This window comes from Candidatus Villigracilis saccharophilus (assembly GCF_016711665.1).
The window spans coordinates 10,971-31,282 of the sequence record NZ_JADJSO010000001.1; the positions used below are offsets into that span (position 1 = coordinate 10,971).

18 protein-coding genes and 2 pseudogenes are annotated in these 20,312 nt (G+C 47.7%); 7 read left to right on the forward strand and 13 right to left on the reverse strand.

What is annotated here, in order from left to right:
- Positions 1-17 precede the first annotated feature (17 nt).
- Together IPL17_RS00055 and IPL17_RS00060 are read right to left on the reverse strand one after the other, a co-directional pair.
- Positions 18-2,555, reverse strand: coding sequence for a right-handed parallel beta-helix repeat-containing protein (locus IPL17_RS00055; RefSeq protein WP_345305024.1), 2,538 nt, complete (start codon positions 2,553-2,555; stop codon positions 18-20).
- A gap of 125 nt (positions 2,556-2,680) precedes the next feature.
- Positions 2,681-3,076, reverse strand: coding sequence for a hemerythrin family protein (locus IPL17_RS00060; protein WP_345305025.1), 396 nt, complete (start codon positions 3,074-3,076; stop codon positions 2,681-2,683).
- Positions 3,077-3,281: 205 nt separating this feature from the next.
- Here IPL17_RS00060 and IPL17_RS00065 point away from each other — a divergent pair, with 205 nt between their 5' ends.
- From IPL17_RS00065 to hemW, 4 genes are read left to right on the forward strand one after another with little or no spacing between them, the layout of a single operon-like run.
- Positions 3,282-4,097 carry a class I SAM-dependent methyltransferase gene (locus IPL17_RS00065; RefSeq protein WP_345305026.1) on the forward strand — a complete coding sequence of 272 codons (816 nt, stop codon included), beginning with the start codon at positions 3,282-3,284 and terminating at the stop codon, positions 4,095-4,097.
- Between the two features lie 36 nt (positions 4,098-4,133).
- Positions 4,134-5,732: a sulfatase-like hydrolase/transferase gene (locus IPL17_RS00070; RefSeq protein WP_345305027.1), complete on the forward strand. Its 1,599-nt coding sequence runs from the start codon at positions 4,134-4,136 to the stop codon at positions 5,730-5,732.
- A gap of 15 nt (positions 5,733-5,747) precedes the next feature.
- Entirely contained in the window at positions 5,748-6,896 is a 1,149-nt protein-coding gene (locus IPL17_RS00075; RefSeq protein WP_345305028.1) for an MFS transporter, read from the forward strand.
- On the forward strand, positions 6,883-8,136 hold the full coding sequence (gene hemW / locus IPL17_RS00080; RefSeq protein ID WP_345305029.1) for a radical SAM family heme chaperone HemW: 1,254 nt from the start codon (positions 6,883-6,885) through the stop codon (positions 8,134-8,136). Before IPL17_RS00075 ends, hemW begins: the two co-directional genes overlap by 14 nt.
- On the opposite strand, the gene ppdK is transcribed toward hemW, so the two are convergent.
- Entirely contained in the window at positions 8,137-10,965 is a 2,829-nt protein-coding gene (gene ppdK / locus IPL17_RS00085; RefSeq protein WP_345305030.1) for a pyruvate, phosphate dikinase, read from the reverse strand.
- Between the two features lie 162 nt (positions 10,966-11,127).
- On the opposite strand from ppdK, the gene IPL17_RS00090 reads away from it, so the two are divergent.
- Positions 11,128-11,559, forward strand: coding sequence for a response regulator transcription factor (locus IPL17_RS00090; protein ID WP_345305031.1), 432 nt, complete (start codon positions 11,128-11,130; stop codon positions 11,557-11,559).
- An 83-nt stretch (positions 11,560-11,642) separates the two neighbouring features.
- Here IPL17_RS00090 and IPL17_RS00095 read toward each other — a convergent pair whose 3' ends face one another.
- The 10 genes and pseudogenes from IPL17_RS00095 to IPL17_RS00140 form a co-directional block, all read right to left on the reverse strand.
- Positions 11,643-12,410: an alpha/beta hydrolase gene (locus IPL17_RS00095; protein ID WP_345305032.1), complete on the reverse strand. Its 768-nt coding sequence runs from the start codon at positions 12,408-12,410 to the stop codon at positions 11,643-11,645.
- 8 nt (positions 12,411-12,418) lie between these two features.
- Positions 12,419-12,955, reverse strand: coding sequence for a ribonuclease H-like domain-containing protein (locus tag IPL17_RS00100; protein ID WP_345305033.1), 537 nt, complete (start codon positions 12,953-12,955; stop codon positions 12,419-12,421).
- The gene (locus IPL17_RS00105) at positions 12,952-14,616 is read right to left on the reverse strand and encodes an HD domain-containing protein (protein WP_345305034.1); all 1,665 of its coding nucleotides are present in this window, start codon (positions 14,614-14,616) and stop codon (positions 12,952-12,954) included. Before IPL17_RS00105 ends, IPL17_RS00100 begins: the two co-directional genes overlap by 4 nt.
- A 22-nt stretch (positions 14,617-14,638) precedes the next feature.
- Positions 14,639-15,196, reverse strand: coding sequence for a hypoxanthine phosphoribosyltransferase (gene hpt, locus IPL17_RS00110; protein WP_345305035.1), 558 nt, complete (start codon positions 15,194-15,196; stop codon positions 14,639-14,641).
- Positions 15,197-15,199: 3 nt separating this feature from the next.
- The gene (locus IPL17_RS00115; RefSeq protein ID WP_345305036.1) at positions 15,200-15,769 is read right to left on the reverse strand and encodes a thymidine kinase; all 570 of its coding nucleotides are present in this window, start codon (positions 15,767-15,769) and stop codon (positions 15,200-15,202) included.
- A 130-nt stretch (positions 15,770-15,899) separates the two neighbouring features.
- Positions 15,900-16,196: pseudogene (locus IPL17_RS00120) on the reverse strand (DNA-directed RNA polymerase subunit alpha C-terminal domain-containing protein); the annotation flags it as partial.
- A gap of 39 nt (positions 16,197-16,235) precedes the next feature.
- Positions 16,236-16,439: pseudogene (rpmE, locus tag IPL17_RS00125) on the reverse strand (50S ribosomal protein L31); the annotation flags it as partial.
- A gap of 1 nt (position 16,440) precedes the next feature.
- A complete protein-coding gene (gene rpmA, locus IPL17_RS00130; RefSeq protein ID WP_345305037.1) occupies positions 16,441-16,701 on the reverse strand; it encodes a 50S ribosomal protein L27 in 261 nt (86 codons plus the stop codon).
- 18 nt (positions 16,702-16,719) lie between these two features.
- Positions 16,720-17,169, reverse strand: coding sequence for a 50S ribosomal protein L21 (gene rplU / locus IPL17_RS00135; RefSeq protein ID WP_345305038.1), 450 nt, complete (start codon positions 17,167-17,169; stop codon positions 16,720-16,722).
- A 226-nt stretch (positions 17,170-17,395) separates the two neighbouring features.
- On the reverse strand, positions 17,396-17,869 hold the full coding sequence (locus IPL17_RS00140) for a hypothetical protein (protein ID WP_345305039.1): 474 nt from the start codon (positions 17,867-17,869) through the stop codon (positions 17,396-17,398).
- Between the two features lie 127 nt (positions 17,870-17,996).
- Here IPL17_RS00140 and IPL17_RS00145 point away from each other — a divergent pair, with 127 nt between their 5' ends.
- Complete coding sequence (locus IPL17_RS00145) at positions 17,997-18,848, forward strand: S49 family peptidase (RefSeq protein ID WP_345305040.1); 852 nt, start codon at positions 17,997-17,999, stop codon at positions 18,846-18,848.
- Positions 18,849-18,857: 9 nt separating this feature from the next.
- Entirely contained in the window at positions 18,858-20,306 is a 1,449-nt protein-coding gene (locus tag IPL17_RS00150; RefSeq protein WP_345305041.1) for a DUF4350 domain-containing protein, read from the forward strand.
- The last annotated feature ends 6 nt before the right edge of the window (positions 20,307-20,312 follow it).

A 20,312-nucleotide genomic window follows, 5' to 3' on the forward strand; every position in this document is an offset into this window, starting at 1 on the left:
CCCGCCAAGCGGATTTGTCAGGTATCCACAATGCTATCGTTATCCAAAAGATCCAGACGCAGTGTTCCATCACCCGTGCCGGTATTAACCGAAACATTGTAAACAGCCCCTGCACCACTTACCTCAGAGATAGTCGCATTAAGAATTCCGCCATTCGTGAACAAACCAAAATCTCCCGCATCCACACCGCTGACGTCTTTAGAGAAGATGACTGAAAAATGCAAAATATCAGCGCCATTGATATGTGGTTCAACGAGCGCTATGTTAGCAACGGTTGGAATGGTTTTTTCGATGGCATACAAATCTCCGGAAGTGAAATTACCGTTTCCGGCTCCCACCCCACCCAAAGGGTTATTCACCATATCCGCGATAGAATCATTATCCATCAGATCTAATCGGAGCGTCCCATCCCCAAAACCAGTATTAACACCAACCCTATATGTTGTAACAGTTTCAGGAATTACACTCGTGATGGAAGTTCCTACGATGGCCGGGCTGGTGACAATCAAAAAATCGGCAGCATCAACCCCACTCACCGATTCTGAAAATGTGACCGTGAATTTCACTTCGGCAGCCCCAATCGGCGTCGCATCTGCACGGACGATAGATATCACCATGGGGGGAGGATCAACCGCCCGTTCGAACGCACCTACAGCCGGAGCCTTACCTGAAAACTGATCATTAATTCCAGGAATGACAATCCCCTTATCAATATTTAAGCTAGATAAAAGCAACGTGAAATCACCGCTGGCAGGGTTGGTCAAACCCGGTGCAACTTCATACCCATTACATTCAAGCCCACTCGCTGTACAAAATTTCGTGACGGAACTATACAAGATATTCGCCCACTTAAAATGATTGACATCAGCTGTACGAGTTGTGTACCAATTGTCATAATTCCAATCATGCCCACTTGAACCCGAAGGGACAGCATTAATGGAATACGCCGTACTGCTAAAGATATTGTTACGCATAACGGCATTGTATACGGGGCTGATCAAAAAAACCGCGTCCACATTACCTGCATTTGTCCAGGCGGTGTTATGGTAGATAAATACTATGCCGTCGGAATCTCTATCCCATTTAACGGCCATGCCGGTATAGTTTGTGATGGTCGAGCGCAGAATCCAAACCGGCCCCATCGTGATCGGGGCGAGTGAAACACCAACAAAAGCCGAATCAATGGTGTTATTTCGAAAACGATGATTTATACATGCGCCTTCCGGTTCCAGAGCATCATCACTGATCTGGTGAATGTAGTTATTGTAAATATCCGCATCAAAAGCAAGCGCGGAATTTTCGAGCGCACCGGAAGAACCTGTATATATGCCGTTGAAAAAATTATGAATATCGTTATTACGCACGATCGCCCCGGTTCGGCCTCTTACAACGATCGCGGTCCCCTCCATTGAACTGCCTTTGACCGCCTTCCAGGGCCATTCATTCACTGCGGGGTCATAGATCTCGTTATACTCGACACGCGTATCATTTCCTTGATTCTCATTCCCAGTCCAGTTGAAATAGACGCCTAATTGCATATTGTGGATTTTATTTTTGCGCACTACCAGATGAGACGCATTCAGAGTACATACGCCACACCTATTGTAATATCGCATTTCAAAGCCTTCGATCCAGATCCAATCACGGCTGTTCACGTCAAATGCATGCAATTGTCGTGGAACTTGCCAAGTATGGTTCGAAGGATCGTCCGAACTGCGGATATATAAAATAAAAGTATTTGGGTCAAGATACCAACCCTCCGTCATGCTTGTATTGCCATGCCCGGTCGACGAGAACAACATTGAAAGGGAATCGTAATTGTAAAAACGGTTCCCGTCGCGGGCGAGGTATCCAAGTTGTGCACCGATATTCCTTTGCCAGACCCGCGTCTTGCCTTCGTATTGTGTCCATGCGTTCCCCGTGAGCGTCTCGGACCCATCCAGGATCGCGCCGCTCCCCTCCGCCTTGACTTGAATCCAATTATTAGCAGTGCCTGAAGCTGGAAAAGTTACCATCTCGCGATAAATACCATCTGCCACCAAAACTTGTGCGCCAGGAACAGCCTTATTTACACCTTCTTGAATGGTTCGAAACGGCGCAAAGATCGAGCCGTCGCCGCCGGAAGGCGCATCATCATTGACATGTATCACAGCCGTGGGAGTGAATGACAGATCATTTGCCTGTGTGGTAATTGTGCCGCTAATCTCCACTGTTCCATCCAGCACTTTCACATCATAAGATGTCAATGGAGAGAGTCCAAACAAACTGCCCATCAGGCGGCCATCGTCAATACGCACGAGCGCATGTCCGCTACGCCAAACAGATTCACCGCTCTGGCGATACAACAGGTCAGCTTTTTTCGGAAGTCCAGTCCCAGTGACAGCAACACCAATAGTTTCAATATTGGGATAAAGATTCAGTTGGGTAAAAACAACCAGATTCGACCTTTTCTCGAAGTTAATTTTGGCTTCTTTGCCAGGTACGGCAAGTGAGGCCCCGAATCCCCATGAAAAAATGGACAGTATTAATATCAGTAAAATGGGAAGCTTTTTCATTTTGGCTCCTTCACCATCGATTCTAACTCTGTTAATGGAAATTTGGACAGAAGAATTAAATATAATGAGCGCAAGGTTCCGACTTGCGCTCATTATTGGCATCCTGTACCAATTCGATTATTTGCTTACTTCATATGCTCATGGAGTTGAATATCCACAGTCAAGATGTGATTTACGATCCAGCGGGCGAGTTCAACGATGGTATGGTGCAGAACTTGATTATCTGAGTCTGTTGAATTTTTCCATTGATCATACAGTTTTCCAAATTTCACCCTATATTCATCGTGAGCTTTTTTATTCTCTTCCGCAACAAAGCACTGATTTTGATTCATGATCCATTCTTCCGTGTTGAAATGCCACTCCGCGTAATACTGAAGAAAATCCAAAATCCCGCCGATGGTGTTTCTATCCGCCCCGCCGGCTTCAGCCTCCACCAGTTCATTAAACTTATTAATCAATTCACGATGTTGATCGTCAATTTCCATTGCACCAGTCGCCATTGCGTTATTCCATTCAAACATAATACTCTCCACTACTCTTTCTACAATCTGATGCGTTATGTCGTATTTTTTGCGAGTATAGCATGACAAAACTGCTCCACGACCTTACAGATACCCCCTATTCTTTGCTTCAAAACAATGAATCGTGTTTCTGTTTTTTTACAAATGATAAAATTTAATCATTAAATTCCTGAGTCCCAATTAAATCAATTAAGAGGTTTTATCAATGAAAAAAGATTTAAGGACTTTGAACAATCAAACCCGAAAAGCATGGGAAGCGAATGCAGAAGTTTGGGATAAACGCATGGGAGTTGATGGAAATGATTTCTTCAATATCCTGTGCTGGCCCGCTCTCAAATCGCTCCTTGACATGAAACCTGATTCGCGCATCCTGGATATTGCCTGCGGAAACGGACTGACCACGGGAAGGCTGGCTGAACTTGGAGCGCAGGTCACCGCCTTTGACTTCTCCTCCACATTAATCGAATATGCCAAAACCCGAACTGCTGATTTTGCTTCACAAATCCAGTATCACGTTATTGATGCCACAGATGAAAATCAACTCCTCTCTCTCGGCGAAAACCGATTCGATTCCGCCCTTTCCAATATGGCCTTATTTGACATGGCGGATATTGAGCCGTTATTCCGCACCCTGCCAAAATTGCTAAAACTAAACGGAACTTTTGTTTTCAGCATCACACATCCCGCATTCAACAATGCGTCGGCATTGCATATCGTCGAGGAGTTTGACAATGGCGAGATCAATACCGTGTACTCTATCAAAGTCTCGCGTTATATGACTCCACATCACCAGCGCGGACTTGCCCTTCGGAGCCAGCCCAAGCCGCAGGTCTATTTTGACCGTCCGCTGCAATACTATCTAAATCTAGGTTTCAAAAATGGATTCATCCTCGACGGCTTCGAAGAACGCGCATTCCCGCCTGAAGTTCCACAAACACATCCACTTGGTTGGGGTGGAAAATTCAGCGAGATTCCGCCTGTTTTAATCATTCGAGCACGCCTTGTAAATACCGGTTCATAAATATCATAGTAAAAATAAAAAAAATAGGATGAAATAATGTTTCGCAATAAATATCAAACCCGATTAATTTTCTTGATATCTGTATTTGCCACACTTGCGCTTTTCATATTCGAGGAATTGTTTTTTAATGAGCCAAACACAAGATTTATGGCATTCGCCCGGGAAAAAGGAGCAACAGCCTATCTTATATGGTTATTTACATTGATCTCAGGGCTATTCCTGAATATACACTGGTTCTGGTGGTCATTACGGGCTAAAACAGCGTATCGCATTCTCTATGGCGTTATTTTTGCTTTAGGTGTCTTCATTCAATATGGTTATTGGAATGTGCTTCATCGACTAATCCAACCCACTGACATTGCACTTCTGGGAATTACTTCCACGCAAGCCTGGGTGGATAGTTATAAGCTCTATTTCAGCTGGTATGGATTGTTTATCGGTATACCCTATCTCATCATTCTTTATATATTTCGCGGTTATAAATATTCGGGCTGGAAAGAATTCTCATTTTCTCTGATTGCCATCTTTATACTAACTGTCTTAACCTCACATTCTGGGATTACTTTTAGTGCAGGCACTTCATTCTCTGAAAGCCTGCACAGTCTATCGGTTTATCTTGTCGATGGCATTAATCCCGTCTCAAGAGATACCTTATCCTATCATTCACAAACCGTGCCAAAACAAAATATCGTTCTAATCATCGATGAAGGGATCAGAGGTGACCACTTAAGCATCAATGGGTACTCACGCGAGACAACTCCATGGCTGGATGAACTAAAAAAGCAAGAGAAGGTTTATTCATGGGGAATCATTTCCAGCGGAGCAACGTGCAGCCAGCTTTCCAATCAACTCTTAATCACAGGAATAATTCCATCTCAAAACAATATTAAAGATGTTGCTCACGCACCAACCATTTTTCAATATGCCCGATCTGCAGGATATAAATCCTATTATTTAGATGCCCAAACCAATTATTTTTGGAATGGATTATCGCCAGTTGATACCGAGTGGATCGAATGGATAAACATCAGCTCCCTCGGTATCACTCCCGATGCTGATATAAACGCGGCTAATATTATCAAGGAGACCGTAGGGACCTCCACTGGTAATTTCATTGTCTTGAACAAACGAGGTGTTCATTTCATGTATGAAGATTCATATCCGCAAGCTGCAACAATCTGGACCCCATTACCTCCCGGCCAGAATTATATAGAGTTTCCTGATCTGGTTCCCAACCCTTACGATAACGGAGTTAAATATAGTGTAGATGGCTTTTTTAGAGAATTACTGACGGATGTAAAATCCTATCGAAACACCTTGTATATTTACACGTCCGACCACGCGCAGACTTTATTTGAAAATGGCATGACCTGGTCACATTGTAATTCTTCGACTATAGAAGCATCTGTTCCATTGCTTATCTTTGGTGACCTTAGCAAGGCACCGGACACTTCCTATAAGGCATCACACAGCAACATATTCCCCACCATATTAGATCTGATGGACATCCCCAAATCAGAATACAAATACAAGTACAATTTTTCCTTGCTTGATCATGAAAACCAAAATATGGATAGATATTTTATTAATGGTGCTTCAAATCTCATTCTGTTTTCGGACGCGAATTCTCAATAATATTCTTTTTGGAATATGAGCTATATTTATCTCCTCATCGAATTCCTTGACGAGCTGGTCTTCGGTCTCGGAGAAACTGCCTGGCCGTTCATCCGCACAGACCTTGACCTGACCTACACTCAGATCGGCCTGCTGCTAAGCGTGCCTGGAATCATCGCCGCCTTCATTGAACCCTTCCTCGGCATTCTCGGTGATGTGTGGAAGCGCCGCCTGCTCATCCTCGGCGGTGGAGTTTTCTTCACATTCTCGCTGATACTCACAACCAGCAGCAAAAGCTTTACCCCTTTGTTGATCGCGTTCATCATTTTCTTTCCCGCATCTGGCGCGTTTGTCAGCCTGTCACAAGCCGCACTAATGGACTCTGCTCCCGAGCGTCACGCACAAAACATGGCGCGCTGGACATCCGCAGGCTCGCTTGGAAATGTATTTGGTCCGATCCTACTTGGCTTGTTTGTCTATTTTGGTCTCGGTTGGCGCGGAGCGTATGCCCTCGCAGCGGCGGTTTCAGCACTTTGCCTGCTCGCCGCATTTCGCCTCGTCCCGCTTGATGATAAATCCATCTCCTACCTGCCAAGTTTCAAAAGTGTATTCGATGGATTTCGTTCCACCCTCTCTGCACTCAAACGTCGCGAAGTCTGGCGCTGGCTGCTGCTGCTTGAAGCGTCCGATCTTATGCTTGATGTGTTCCTTGGATTCCTCGCACTCTACTTTGTAGATGTCGCACAGGCCACCCCAACGCAGGCGGGCATCGCAGTGACTGTTTGGCTCACAATGGGTATGCTGACCGACTTTATCTTCATCCCATTTATTGACCGCCAGCCGGACAGCATGAAATTCCTTCGCAGAACTGCGACGATTGAATTATTAGCGTTTTCAATTTTTTTGCTCATTCCAGACTTCATACCCAAGCTTATCGCGATCGTCTTCATCAATATTTTCAACACAGGCTGGTATCCCATTTTGAAAGGCAATTTGTATTCCACACTGCCCGGGCAAAGCGCCAGCATTATGGCAATTGAATCGGTCACGACGCCAATCGCAAAACTTCTTCCGCTTTTCGTTGGCCTGCTTGCAGATCATTTTGGTTTGGGCATCGCCATCTGGCTCTTGTTACTTGGCCCTCTTGCCCTTATCATTGGCCTTCCCCGCCATGACAAACCCTAACACCTCAATTTACATCCACATCCCCTTCTGCAAACACCGCTGTGCCTACTGCGACTTCAACACCTACGCAGGCCAGGAAGATTCGATACCCGCATACGTACAAGCTTTAATCAATGAGATCGAATTTGTTGGACAGCGTGCCGAGCAGATGAACATCCACACCGTCTTCTTCGGAGGCGGGACTCCTTCGCTTCTTTCCGCGCCGCAATTTGATTCGATACTACAGGCATTGCGCTCCGCCTTTACATTTACCCCTGACGCGGAGGTCAGCATCGAAGCAAACCCAGGCACGATCTCCCCCGAAAAATTAAAGACAATTCGCGAGGCGGGCATCAACCGTATCAGCTTCGGCGTGCAATCTGCCAACACAGAAGAACTGCGCATGCTCGAACGCATCCACGATTTTTTCACCGTCATTGAAGCCGTGTCCACCGCTCGAAAAGCAGGCTTCGACAATCTCAACCTCGATCTTATTTACGGCCTCCCCGAGCAAACTCCTGCTTCATGGCAGACCACCCTCCAACGCACCATTGACCTTCACCCCGAACACATCTCTGCCTACGCGCTGACTCTCGAACACGGCACTCCCTTTGGACGTTGGTCATCCAAAGGCCTGCTCCCCCTCCCCGACCCCGATCTCGCCGCCGAAATGTACGAATACGCGGAAGAGTTTTTGGAAAGCAAGGGGTATGTGCATTATGAAATATCAAATTGGGCAAAAGCAACTGCAGAAAACAGAACGCAGAATGCGGAATCAAATTCCTCATTCCTCATTCCTCATTCCTCATTTGTTTGCCGCCATAACCTCCAATACTGGCACTCCCTCCCCTACCTCGCCTTCGGCGCAGGCGCTCACGGATACGCTAATGGCTACCGATACTCAAACGCATTGCGGATCAAAACCTACATCGAGCGCCTAATTCATCCTTCATCATTCATCATTCATCCTTTCCCTCTCTCCCCCGCCACCGTCAACCAGCACAAACAATCATTGAAAGATGACATGTCTGAGTACATGCTGAACAATCTCAGGCTAACGAATGCCGGGGTAGCAGAATCAGATTTCAGATTAAGATTCGGAAGGGGGCTTTTGGATGTCTATCCAAAGGAAATTGAAGAGCTTGTCAATAATGGGCTGCTTGAAATCAAAACCACCGAGGTCTTGAAGACCTCGGTGGTTTACAGGCTTACCAAACGCGGAAGACTCTTGGGAAATCAGGTCTTCTTGCGGTTTGTCTAATTACTTCTTCTTTGCAACTTTCTTCCCCTTCGGGGACGATGTTACAACCTTCTTCGCGACAGCCTTTTTAGCAACAGCTTTCTTTGCAACGACTGGTTGATGCTTCAACGCTGCATGAGCCGCAGCCAAACGCGCGATCGGCACACGGAACGGGGAACATGATACGTAGTTATTACCGATCATATGACACCATTCAATTGAATTAGGATCGCCGCCATGTTCACCGCAGATACCCACTTCAAGGTTCGGGCGGGTCTTGCGGCCTTCGTCAATAGCCCATTGCATGAGCTTGCCAACGCCTTCACGGTCGATCGTTTGGAAAGGATTCGTGCCGAGAATACCCTGCTCTTGATAGGTGATGAGGAAGTTGCGCTCGGCATCGTCGCGTGAATAACCATAGGTCATTTGTGTGAGGTCGTTGGTGCCGAAGGAGAAGAACTCGGCCTGTTTCGCCACTTCCTGTGCGGTCACTGCGGCGCGAGGAATTTCGATCATCGTACCGAATTTATATTCGAATTTGATCTTCTTTTCAGCCATGACAGCCGAAGCGATGCGCAGCAGACGGGGCTGGATCCATTCCAGTTCCTTGACCGTGCCTGTGAGCGGGATCATGACTTCGGGCTTCACAACAATTCCACGCAGGGTGCAGTCAGCGGCGGCTTCAAAGATGGCGCGCACCTGCATCTCGACGATCTCAGGCATGACGATGCTCAAACGCACACCGCGCAAACCCATCATCGGATTCGATTCGTGCATTCCCTTGATGGACTCAAGCAAATCTTCCTTTGCCTTCAAACCATCGGTCTGACCCTTGACGCGCATTGTGATGACTTCTTCGAGCAAGGCTTCTTCATCGGGCATGAATTCATGCAACGGCGGGTCGATCAAGCGGATGATCACCGGGTAACCATCCATCGCTTCAAAGAGGCCGTCAAAATCCTTGCGCTGGGTCGGCAGAAGTTTGTTGAGCGCGGCAGTACGTCCGTCGCTGGTCTCCGAGAGGATCATTTCCTGAACGATGGGTAAACGCTCGGGCTCAAAGAACATGTGCTCGGTACGGCAGAGACCGATACCAACAGCGCCATAAGAGCGGGCGCGGCGCGCATCCTTCGGGTAATCTGCATTCGCCCAAACTTGCAAACCGCGTGTCGGTCCGCCATTTGGTGCAGAGCGAATATTCTTGCGCGCAGAAATTTCATCAGCCCAATTGAGCAGGGTCAGCAGGTCGGTCTGTTCTTCGAGGCTCGGCTCTGAGGTCGGGATCTTTCCTGCAAACACTTTACCAGTCGTGCCATCTACAGAGATCCAATCGCCTTCTTTGAGAGTGATCTCTCCAACATTCATCACCCGTTTTTCGAGATCGATCTTGATCGCGGATGCGCCCACCACGCAGGGGATGCCAAACTGACGCGCAACAACTGCCGCATGGGAAGTTGCTCCGCCCTCGCTGGTTAATACGCCCTTTGAGGCGATCATGCCATGCACATCATCAGGCTTGGTGAACGGACGCACCATGATGGTGTCCTGTTTGCCTTCCTTAGCCATCTTCTCAGCCATATCGGCATCAAAGTAGATCTGACCAACAGCCGCGCCTGGGGAAGCATTGACACCCTTCGCGACAAAATGACCATCCTTCTCGGCCTGATTCATCGCAGAGTCATCGAACTGCGGGTGAAGCAGAGCATCCACGTTTTCAGGAGTCACGCGTTTGACCGCTTCTTCCTTGGTGATGAGTTTTTCATTGGCCATATCGACAGCCATCTTAACGGCAGCCTTGGCAGTGCGCTTACCGATGCGGGTCTGGAGCATCCACAGTTTGCCGCGCTCAATGGTGAACTCAACATCCTGCATATCGTGATAATGCTTTTCGAGTTTCGCGGTGATGTCCATGAATTGCTTGTACGCCTTGGGCATCTGGTTGACAAGATTTTGGATCGGGTCCGCATTGCGAATACCCGCTACCACATCTTCACCCTGCGCGTTGATAAGATACTCACCCATCATCAAGCTATCGCCTGTGGAGGGATTACGTGTGAACGCCACACCAGTCGCAGAGTCATCGCCCATATTGCCAAACGCCATTGTGCAGATATTAACTGCGGTTCCAAGCGTGTGTGAAATTTTTTCCTTGTTGCGATAATCTACAGCGCGTTTGCCGTTCCATGATCTGAACACAGCTTCTGTGGAAAGTTCCAACTGTTTGAACGGATCCTGCGGGAAGTCTTCGCCGGTCTTGGACTTGTAAGCGACCTTGAATTTTTCAACGATCGCCACCCAATCTTCGGCTTGCATATCAGTATCGTTTTTGTAGCCTTTTTCAGCTTTATAAGATTCGAGCGCATGTTCAAAGACTTCATCGCCCGTGTCCATCACAACGGAACCGAACATCTCGATCAAGCGGCGATATGAGTCATATACAAAACGCGTATTGCCCGTCGCCTTTACCATGCCTTCCGCCACTTTATCGGTCAGGCCGATATTGAGGATCGTATCCATCATACCCGGCATCGAGAACTTCGCGCCGGAGCGGCAGGAAACCAAAAGCGGATTCTTGGCATCGCCAAATTTTTTGCCAGTCGCTTTTTCAATGGCTTTGAGCGCCTTCAATTCCTGATCCCACATCCCAGCGGGAAACTTATTTGCTTTCTGGTACGCGTTACAAGCTTCGGTTGTCACGGTAAAAAACGGCGGGACAGGAACGCCCGCGCGAGTCATATCCATCAAACCTGCGCCCTTACCACCTACAAGGCTTTTGACACTGTCCCACGAACCACGGGAAACTTTCTCGACTTCTTTAACTTCGTTAAAGAGATAAACCCACTTATTCATAGTAACTCCTATATGTAATGATTTTCACGAAAACGCTGAAGTATTCTACCAAAAATAACAAAAATGACAACTGACAAACATCACCAAAAAATATTCAATCTGTAAACTCATTGCAAAGTTGAATGGTAAACAAATCAAGGATAATAAAGAATAGGAAAAAATATGCCTACAAAAATACTTGTAATTGATGATGACGTGGCCATTACCGAGTTAATGGGTATGTTGCTCAGAACACATGGCTTTGAAGTAATTACAACCAATTTTGGCACAGAGGGAATTCGCTTGACAGCAGAAAAAATGCCGGATGTAGTATTGCTTGACCTGATGATGCCAGATCAGGATGGCTGGCAGGTGTGCAAGTCCATTCGAGTGTTTAGCAACATTCCCATCCTCATCCTTTCAGCGGTAAACGATCCAAGCATTGTAGCCAGTGTATTGGACGCGGGCGCAGATGATTTTCTCGTAAAGCCAGTCCCAAGCGGCGTACTCGTCGCACACATACGGAAGATGGTCAGGCAATCCGACCTGGTCAATAATTTAAATTTGAATAATAACTCTCAACTTGTCACGCATTCACACTCGCTTCTTCCTTAACTACAAATCTGCTCGTGTTTCAAATAAAATGACCCGTCGCTGATAAAAAAAAACGGCGGGTCATTTCTAAATTAATCCCAATTTCATCTCATAAAGTGCATCAACCCATCAGCAACCTGCCGTGGGAATTCCATCATCGGCATGTGACCCGCGCCTTTCAATTCAAACAACTTGGCAGATGGCTTTACTGACACTATATCCATTGCGCGCTCAATTGGAATCAGCTGATCAGAATCACCATGAATAAGGACCAATGGAAACCCGAATGATGGAAGAATGGGCATTGAATCTTCACGCTCTGCCATGGCCTTAAGCGCGCCAGTCACAGCCTGCCTGCTTTGCCGTCCGATCAATTCTCGTACGAACGCCCTCACGCCTGTTTCATTCGATAATTTTGGGGTCATAGAGTCAGCAACACTGCCCACGCCTTTTTCATCCACTTCGGCGGCGGTTTTGTACCTGCGTTCTTTTCCTTCGGGAGTATCTGCTCCAGCTTGCGAGGCGATCAAAGCTAATCCGCTAACACGCTGGGGATATTTCCTGGCAAAAGCCAGTGAGATATAACCGCCCATTGAATGTCCTGCCAATATGGCTTTCTCAATACCCAGATGATCCAATAAGCCAACAAAATCATCCGCCATATCTGAGATCGTATATCCTGATGGTGTTGTGGTAGATTGACCAAATCCACGCAGGTCTGGCGAGATAAGATCAAAATCTTTTTCCAACAAAGGCGTCAGATCATTCCATATACTTGAATCCAAGGGATAGCCATGCACAAGCATAAGCGGATTTCCTTTACCACGGCGTGTATAAGCCAGATTGAACCCATCTACAAGCAGAGTATTCATTCGTTTACCTATTTCCATTTCACAGCCACTTTTAATTTACTGCCCAGCTTTGATCGATAATAGATGAAGCCATTATCACGGCCAAACTCGTACACTCGGCGCGTGATATCCACATCCGCTTTGCAGTATTCGGCAACCTTATCCAATTCTCCTGCGCGGAACCATTCCACAGACTTCACACCATCCGCGGTTTTGGCTGCGCCGAGACTGGCGCTGGCAATCGAGTCAAGACCGATACTAAAGCCAAGGATCTTTTGCAGGTCGAGGTACAGGTCAAGAGTCGGGATGGAGGCGAAGCGCATATCGGGCGCGTATGGTTGAAGCACCAGATAATCAAATCCGCGCAAGTTAAACCCGACGACTCTGGTTGCGGATTTTAATTCTTCAATTAGAGCAGGGATATCCTTTTCCCAGTACACTGAGAATTCATTTTTCTGAGTAGACCATGTTACGCCGCAGGCAACCTTAAGTTGCGCGATATTCTCTCTACCGCCTACATCTTCAAATAGATTTTGTGATTCCAGATCAAAGAATACGAGATTCATACTTCACCATTAAGTCCTTTCGTTAATTCTTCGCGTGCAAAAACCAAAGCCTGTTCACGATCCTCGATCTTCCCTGCCGCTTGATTTTCGCGGATCGCTTCCAATAGTTGACCAACCAACGGGCCAGGTTTTAAGCTCAATTCTTTCATGAGTTCATTCCCGTCGATCAGACGAGGGGGCGCGACAGCTTCCTGCGGACGTTCCCAATAATTCTCAAGCAGGATCCGCGCGACATCCAAATATATATTCCAGGTTTCAATGGTCAGTGAGTGGGCGCGCGTCCCGCGCACGTCAGCCAGCCCCAATAAGATCAGATCAATCCCCGCTTCCCCACTATCCCGGAAGAAACGATAAATAGCCTTACGCGATGGTTCCTGCTTTTCCTTCTCCAGGCGATCTGCAAAGAAATGGATACGCATATGATTCTTGATGATTGCCTGTAATCGTTCGATCTCATCATTGCTCAGGTTGAAAGAACGCGCCCGCTGAGCAGCGATTTCCACGCCCTTGAGATCGTGTTCAAAGAAACGAATGCGCCCTGATTCCTCGACCGTCTTCGTGTCAGGCTTGCTGACATCGTGATACAAGGCTGCAAAAAAAAGCAGGGAACGCATGGAACGATCCACATTGAGCGATTTGGAAAAATGTTCAGCGATCTGCCCACGATAGCGCCCCAACCGCAAAGTAAGCAGACCTGTGAACATGTCATTTGTTTTCTCGGCATCGTATCCTACACGCAGGGCAGAAATGATCTGGTCAAGATAATCGAGGACGGCAAGCGTATGCGTCCAAACTTCATACACGTGCGGCTCGGATTGAGCCACGCCCTTCATGGCGAGAAGTTCTGGCATTAAATGCGATAAGACGCCAAGCATTTCAAGCGCGCGAATGGCTGCGTCTGGTTTGGGACCTTTGAGGATCTTGAAAACTTCATCTCGCAGACGTTCAGGCGAAACACGCACCAGCTCGCTCGCAGCCTGCTTCATTAATTCGCGTGTATTCCTGTCAATATGAAAACCGAACGCAGCAGCCTGACGGATGGCGCGCAAGATTCGGACGGGATCGTCAGATAACGATGTGTTCGAACAAGCGCGGATCAATTTCTTACGCAGATCGTTACCGCCCTCAAGCGGATCAAAGATCGTTCCATCGCGCAGATTATAGGCAAGGGCATTAATGGTGAAATCACGGGCGCGCAAATCTTCGTCAAGAGTTGCACCACGATAGGTTGCAAAATCAAGAAAGGTTTGTGCTCCACTTTCATCGATCACGACAACCCGGCCTGTATCCCGTTCTTCATCCAAAGGGACAAAAGACGCGTGAAGGCTGTTGGCAACTTTTCGAGCCAGAGAAATGCCATTCGAAGGCACAGCAAAATCAAGGTCGGGCGAGAAGCGAGAAGTTAATAAGTCACGCACCGCGCCGCCGACGAGGTAGATCTCCTGGTCAGCAGGCAGGGCATCCATGATCTTTTCAAGCAACGGCGAGAGCGTAAAAGAGGCAGGCATAAAAATGATCTCTGGTTTTTCTTTAAAACGGCTGTGTTGGGAAGCGCGTAAAGCCTGTTCAGGGGTTCCACCTTGCGCAATTATCCTGCCATTAACACGAGCCACCCAGCGGCCTGTGTAGGGCGAATGAGATTTGGGAGTTTCATCATTCATTTCAATCGCCGGGAAAATAATATTAATGGGCGGGTTTGTATTTATCCAGATCAACAACGCCAATGAAAGGCAGGTTGCGATGGTATTCATCGAGATCAAGACCGTACCCAAACACAAATTTATTTGGAATGCTAAAGCCGAGGTAATCGATTGGGACGGCCGCCTCACGGCGCTCGGGCTTATCCAACAAGGCGCAGACTTTGAGACTCTTGGGCTGGCGTGTTTCAAGCATTTGAAGAACCGCTGAGATCGTATGTCCGCTGTCTACAATATCTTCAACTAGCAGCACATTCATTGAACGGATATCGGTTTGCAGATCTAGCGTGACCCGCGCTGAGCCGGTTGATTCGCGTTTGCCTACGCCATACGATGAGACAGCCATAAAATCCATCATGTGCGGAACCGTAATGCTGCGGCTGAGGTCAACCATGAATGGCACACCGCCGCGTAGGATGCAGATGAGCATAAGATTGCCGTCGGGATAATCCAGGCTAATCTGCGCGCCAAGTTCCTTGATGCGCGCCTGCAGCGAGTCAGAATCGATCAATATTTCTGAGAGAAATTCATTATAGTTTTGCATATTTCACCGCGGGACTTCGTGATGTTGTCTACAGCGTGCTTCGTACATTTCAGATGCGCCGACAATGACTACAGGATCGTCATAACGAGCGGGCCTGTCATTGACCAATCTTTGTGTGCGCGAGGCGTCATCACCGCACACCATGCAGATCGCATGGAGCTTGGCCACATTCTCCGCTTCAGCCATGAGGATCGGCATGGAACCAAACGGCTCGCCGCGAAAATCCGTATCGAGGCCCGCCACGATGACGCGCACGCCGCGCGCCGCCAATTCTTTGGCGACCGCCACCACTTCATCGTCGAAGAACTGGGCCTCATCGATCCCAACGACCGTTGTATCTGAGTCTAATTTTAACCGTATCTCTGCAGATCTCTCAACAGGAATCGCGTCAAAGGTCGAGCCTGTGTGCGACGCTACTTTTTCGACCGCATAACGAATATCAATGGCAGGCTTGAACACTTGAACTTTTTGCTTTGCGATCGTAGCGCGTACAAGTCTGCGGATGAGTTCATCGGTCTTGCCGCTGAACATGGACCCGCAGACAACTTCAATGGAACCGTGCGTATGTCTCATTCAAACTCTCCCCCTCTCCCACAACTGGAAAGGGTTGTATTGGGATTATAAAAACAGGCAGATGCGTTTGCATCTGCCTGTCTAGTTTACCTGAGAAATCGTTCTCTGACAAAGTATCGAATAAAAAAAGCTACTCGCCTGCTTCAGATTCAGGAGTTTCAGCGACTTCAGCTTCAACAACCTTGGGAGCCTTGGGCGGTTTGGGAGGATCGGGAACTTCTGGAACTTCAAAGTCCATCGAACGCAATTTCTTCTTGACGGCGGTCAGAGAAGATTGACCGAAACCTGCGATCTCCAACATGGCGGCATTACCTTCGCCTAATTTGGCGAGGATCTGCCCAATGCTTAAGATGCCAGCCTTCTTGAGCGCATCGGTTGCGCGCGGGGAAAGCTCGAGATCATCAATGGAACGATCGGGTGAACTCGCAGTTTCTTCTTTTGCCTTCTGCTGTTCGACGTAAGTCTGGCGGGCTGAGAGCTTCTTATAGAAGCGGTCAACCTGACCTTCGATGTCCATAATACGGGCGGATTCACCAGTGAAGAACGGATGACAATTGGAGCACACGTCAATACGTAATTCTTTCTTGGTGGATGTGGTGACCCATGATTTTCCACAAGATGCGCAAGTGACCTTGGCGTCGTAAACTACAGGATGAATTTCTGCTTGCATGTTACTCCACCTCAGCAGGGACGATGTTTACGCGCTTGCGTCCATGCACTACATCGAACATGACGATCCCGTCCGCGATCGCGAACAAAGTATCGTCTTTACCAACCAAAACATTAATGCCTGGCTTAATCTTGGTGCCGCGTTGGCGAACAAGAATATTGCCAGAAAGGACAAATTGACCGGCGTAACGCTTTACACCCAAACGTTGGGCATTGCTGTCACGACCATTGCGGGTTGATCCGCCACCTGTTTTATGTGCCATTTCTACCTCTCAATACTTCTATTCAGTCTTCTTGGTTGCTGCGGACTTCTTTGTCGAAGTCTTTTTCTTCTCGACCTTCGGCTCTTCTGTCGTCTCGACATTTGCAACGTCTGCGACAACTTCCTGCTTAGCCTCGACCTTACGCTCTTCACCAGCTTTGCCAATGAAATCGATCATCAAGCGTGTGTAGAAATGACGATGACCGCCCTTCACACGGATGCGTTTCTTGGGACGATACTTGAAAGAGGTGACCTTGGGGCCTTTTATATGGTCCACCACGGTTGCAGAAACGATAATCTCTCCAACTGTGGGCGTACCAACCATTACGACTTCGCCGTCTGCCATAAGCAGAACACGTTCAAAGTCAAATTTTTTACCCACTTCGTGGGCGAGGCGATCCACATCAATTGTGGAACCTTCGACGGCGCGGTATTGCTTGCCGCCACTTTCAACGATAGCTGTTCTCATTTATTTTCTCCAGTCATCACTTCGCCGCGTATCCTGCGGAGAACTTACACTCTACGCCGAAGCACGGGGAAGCTGGGTTATTTAGCGGACGCTATTATACATGCGGGAAGGCGCACCTGTCAACGATTTCTGTGAGCAAAATCTCCCTTTTCCATGCCTGAAAACCCAAAGGTAAAGATTGTCTGGAACCATAGAGCAAGCCTCAGAGAGACGAAGCGCGCACATCCTATTTGGGAAGCATGTCTGTCAGAGTTTTCGTTACAAGCTGAAGCTGCCCCGCGTGCCCCTGGATCCTATTCACATCGCCGGTCCTTAATCCCGCAGAAACGTCTGTGATCGTTCTGGATGTGGCGGCCTCGTTGTCTATGATCTTTTGCGTGGTGACTTCGAGGTTGATCAGCATTTGCATTACATTCTTTGGGATGAGCGGCAGGTTCTTGAGGATGGGCAGAAGGACATCCAATATCTGATTCGCTGTACGCGCATACTTGACAGTGAGCGTGTGAAGCGTGCCAATGGAGGTCGTTAATTCAAGCGCGATCTCTTGAATGGAATCAATCATCCCTTTGTGCTGTTCAATGATCTTGGCGACATCTGTAATCGAATTCGTTAGTTGATCTGAAAATCTGACGATGGAACCTGAACTTGCCGCGGCCGGTTTCGCTCCGACTTTTACTGTGGCCTTGATTGGTGTGGGCATTTTGGGAATCTCCTCATGAAATATATTTTTTTCAAATATACAATACTTCATATCTAAACACAACCTTATTGACAAACATCCCCATCTCGTATATCCTGATTAGGCTGCGCCATAAAAAGGAGTCATGATGAATCAAACAGACTTGACATGGGAAAGAATCCGAATTTGGTTATTATGGATCGCGCTTCCGCTTGTGATGGGATTGATCGCCTCGTCAGCCATTCCACAGCCTGTGATCGGAATTATTCAACTCAATGATGCAATCTATCCTCTCACTGCGCGTGAGATGATCACGCAGATCAATTACGCAATCGACAACCCTGAAATTCGCGCAGTGGTATTGGCATTTGACAGCCCCGGCGGAACGGTAGTGGACACTGAAGCGGTGTACATGGAGCTTTCACGGCTGCGCGCCAAGAAACCTGTTGTTACAGTTGTGAACGGCATGTCAGCCAGCGGCGCTTATTATCTATCGGTAAATACCGATTACATTTACGCGAAGCCGTCTTCACTGGTTGGAAATATTGGTGTGATCGGATACCTGCCATCCGCCCCGGTAATATTCGAAGATATCATCTCCACCGGGCCTTATAAACTTTGGGGTTCGCCGCGTGATGCTGAAATGCGTCAGATAGAGATGATCAAAGAGGGATTTCTTCAAGCCGTACTGCTGGGGCGCGGGAAAAGACTCAATATTGAAGAAGAAGTTATTTTAAGTGGAAAGATTTGGGCAGGTACCGATGCTGTTCGACTCGGAATCGCAGATGAACTCGGCACAGAAAATGACGCAATAAAAAAGGCGGCGAAGCTGGCCCGCGTCGCAAATTACAGATCAGTCGATCTGTATCATCTGGCAGGACTGCAAAGCTCCACCGCAGCGCCATTCTTTATTCAAAGTCCGGAAGGGATTACCCTGCCCTACCCAACCAAACCTGGCATGTACCTTCTCTTTATTCCGCAATTGCCGGTAAAACAATAAGAGGCTGTCATGAAAAAGAATCTATATTGGATCGCACTGGCAGCCTTCATCATCCCCATCCTGGCGCGCGGATTAATGTTTTATCGCGGATTTCCAAACCAGCGCAAGATCGCGACGCCTGATTATCAAGCGTTCATCAGTTCCCAGCCTCCCATTGGGGATATTGCTGTAAACACAAATATTGAGCAGACAAATGGGATTATCCTCTTCGATCTGGTACATGCAAACCAATATCAACCTGCTGATGTAAAGTCCCTGCAGGAAGCCATTGAAAAACGCGGTGGAAAAGTGGAAAACATTTCAGACGCCACTTCGCTGGAATACAAACTGAAATATGCAAGCACGCTCACGGTCATATCCCCATCCACCGCTTTCAGCGCGGACGAGATACGCATTATCAAGGCATTCGTGCAGCGCGGTGGAAGGCTGCTGGTCTTCACCGACGCCACGCACGGACTGGTATATACTGATTTCTTTAGCGGCTCGACCATCTCCTACCCTGATACAAATCTGGTCAACCCTTTATTGACAGCTTTTGATATCTCGGTCAACAATGATTACCTTTACAATATCGAAGAACATGAAGGCAATTTTAGGAATATCTTCTTTGAAAGTTTTGAAAATAATGATCTGACTTTGAACCTGAAACGAGTTGTCCTGTATGGAACGCACTCGATCGAATCACCCTCTGGGCAGGTCCTGCTTCGAGGAACAGAAGCAACTCTTTCGTCAAGCAACGATGCGCACGATCCAGCTTCGGGTGGCGCAGTGCTCAGTGAAGATGGAAATGTCCTCGTGTTCGGCGACTTCACATTCCTTTCCTCCCCCTATCAGAACGTGCTGGATAACTCCACGCTCATCGCCAATATCGCAGACTTTACCCTGGGAGGCAAACAAAATAAATTGCTTGAGAATTTTCCATTCCTCTTTACTCAATCCGTTTTACAAGTTTATCCAGCGCCTGAGGTCCAATTGACCGCAGAGATCATCTCTGCGATCGGCGGGCTGCAAACAGCACTCAAGGTCTCAGAAATTGAAATCCGAATTGCAACCAAAACCCCGCGCGATGGCGATGTTTTAGTACTTGGCACATTCGCAGATGCCGAAGAGCTGGCAAGTTATATAAATCCATTTAATATCAGTCTGGATGAATCAGGCGACACGATCACCTTGAAGAACTTTGGCGATATTGGCCGCGCAGGAAACGGCATCCTGCTCTTCGAGGAAAACAAGAATGGCAATAGATTAACTCTGCTCGCAGAGACGCCTGAAGACCTTATAGCCTTATTAAGCACGGTTTCAAGCGGATCATTATATGGCTGTATTCTTCAAGACAATATTGGTATTTGCAGCGTCGGTTATGGCGGCAGTTTCTTTGATGAAACTGGAGGATTTGGTGAAGACATATTAACTCCTGAACCCGCCACTGGCGACGCCACCCCCACACCAGCAGGATAGGAGGAT

What these genes read in the sequence shown, in the direction of transcription:
- IPL17_RS00055 (WP_345305024.1), bottom strand. Translation starts at nt 2,555, where the DNA reads ATGAAAAAGCTTCCCATTTTACTGATATTAATACTGTCCATTTTTTCA.
- IPL17_RS00060 (WP_345305025.1), bottom strand. Translation starts at nt 3,076, where the DNA reads ATGTTTGAATGGAATAACGCAATGGCGACTGGTGCAATGGAAATTGAC.
- IPL17_RS00065 (WP_345305026.1), top strand. Translation starts at nt 3,282, where the DNA reads ATGAAAAAAGATTTAAGGACTTTGAACAATCAAACCCGAAAAGCATGG.
- IPL17_RS00070 (WP_345305027.1), top strand. Translation starts at nt 4,134, where the DNA reads ATGTTTCGCAATAAATATCAAACCCGATTAATTTTCTTGATATCTGTA.
- IPL17_RS00075 (WP_345305028.1), top strand. Translation starts at nt 5,748, where the DNA reads ATGAGCTATATTTATCTCCTCATCGAATTCCTTGACGAGCTGGTCTTC.
- hemW (WP_345305029.1), top strand. Translation starts at nt 6,883, where the DNA reads ATGACAAACCCTAACACCTCAATTTACATCCACATCCCCTTCTGCAAA.
- ppdK (WP_345305030.1), bottom strand. Translation starts at nt 10,965, where the DNA reads ATGAATAAGTGGGTTTATCTCTTTAACGAAGTTAAAGAAGTCGAGAAA.
- IPL17_RS00090 (WP_345305031.1), top strand. Translation starts at nt 11,128, where the DNA reads ATGCCTACAAAAATACTTGTAATTGATGATGACGTGGCCATTACCGAG.
- IPL17_RS00095 (WP_345305032.1), bottom strand. Translation starts at nt 12,410, where the DNA reads ATGAATACTCTGCTTGTAGATGGGTTCAATCTGGCTTATACACGCCGT.
- IPL17_RS00100 (WP_345305033.1), bottom strand. Translation starts at nt 12,955, where the DNA reads ATGAATCTCGTATTCTTTGATCTGGAATCACAAAATCTATTTGAAGAT.
- IPL17_RS00105 (WP_345305034.1), bottom strand. Translation starts at nt 14,616, where the DNA reads ATGAATGATGAAACTCCCAAATCTCATTCGCCCTACACAGGCCGCTGG.
- hpt (WP_345305035.1), bottom strand. Translation starts at nt 15,196, where the DNA reads ATGCAAAACTATAATGAATTTCTCTCAGAAATATTGATCGATTCTGAC.
- IPL17_RS00115 (WP_345305036.1), bottom strand. Translation starts at nt 15,769, where the DNA reads ATGAGACATACGCACGGTTCCATTGAAGTTGTCTGCGGGTCCATGTTC.
- rpmA (WP_345305037.1), bottom strand. Translation starts at nt 16,701, where the DNA reads ATGGCACATAAAACAGGTGGCGGATCAACCCGCAATGGTCGTGACAGC.
- rplU (WP_345305038.1), bottom strand. Translation starts at nt 17,169, where the DNA reads ATGAGAACAGCTATCGTTGAAAGTGGCGGCAAGCAATACCGCGCCGTC.
- IPL17_RS00140 (WP_345305039.1), bottom strand. Translation starts at nt 17,869, where the DNA reads ATGCCCACACCAATCAAGGCCACAGTAAAAGTCGGAGCGAAACCGGCC.
- IPL17_RS00145 (WP_345305040.1), top strand. Translation starts at nt 17,997, where the DNA reads ATGAATCAAACAGACTTGACATGGGAAAGAATCCGAATTTGGTTATTA.
- IPL17_RS00150 (WP_345305041.1), top strand. Translation starts at nt 18,858, where the DNA reads ATGAAAAAGAATCTATATTGGATCGCACTGGCAGCCTTCATCATCCCC.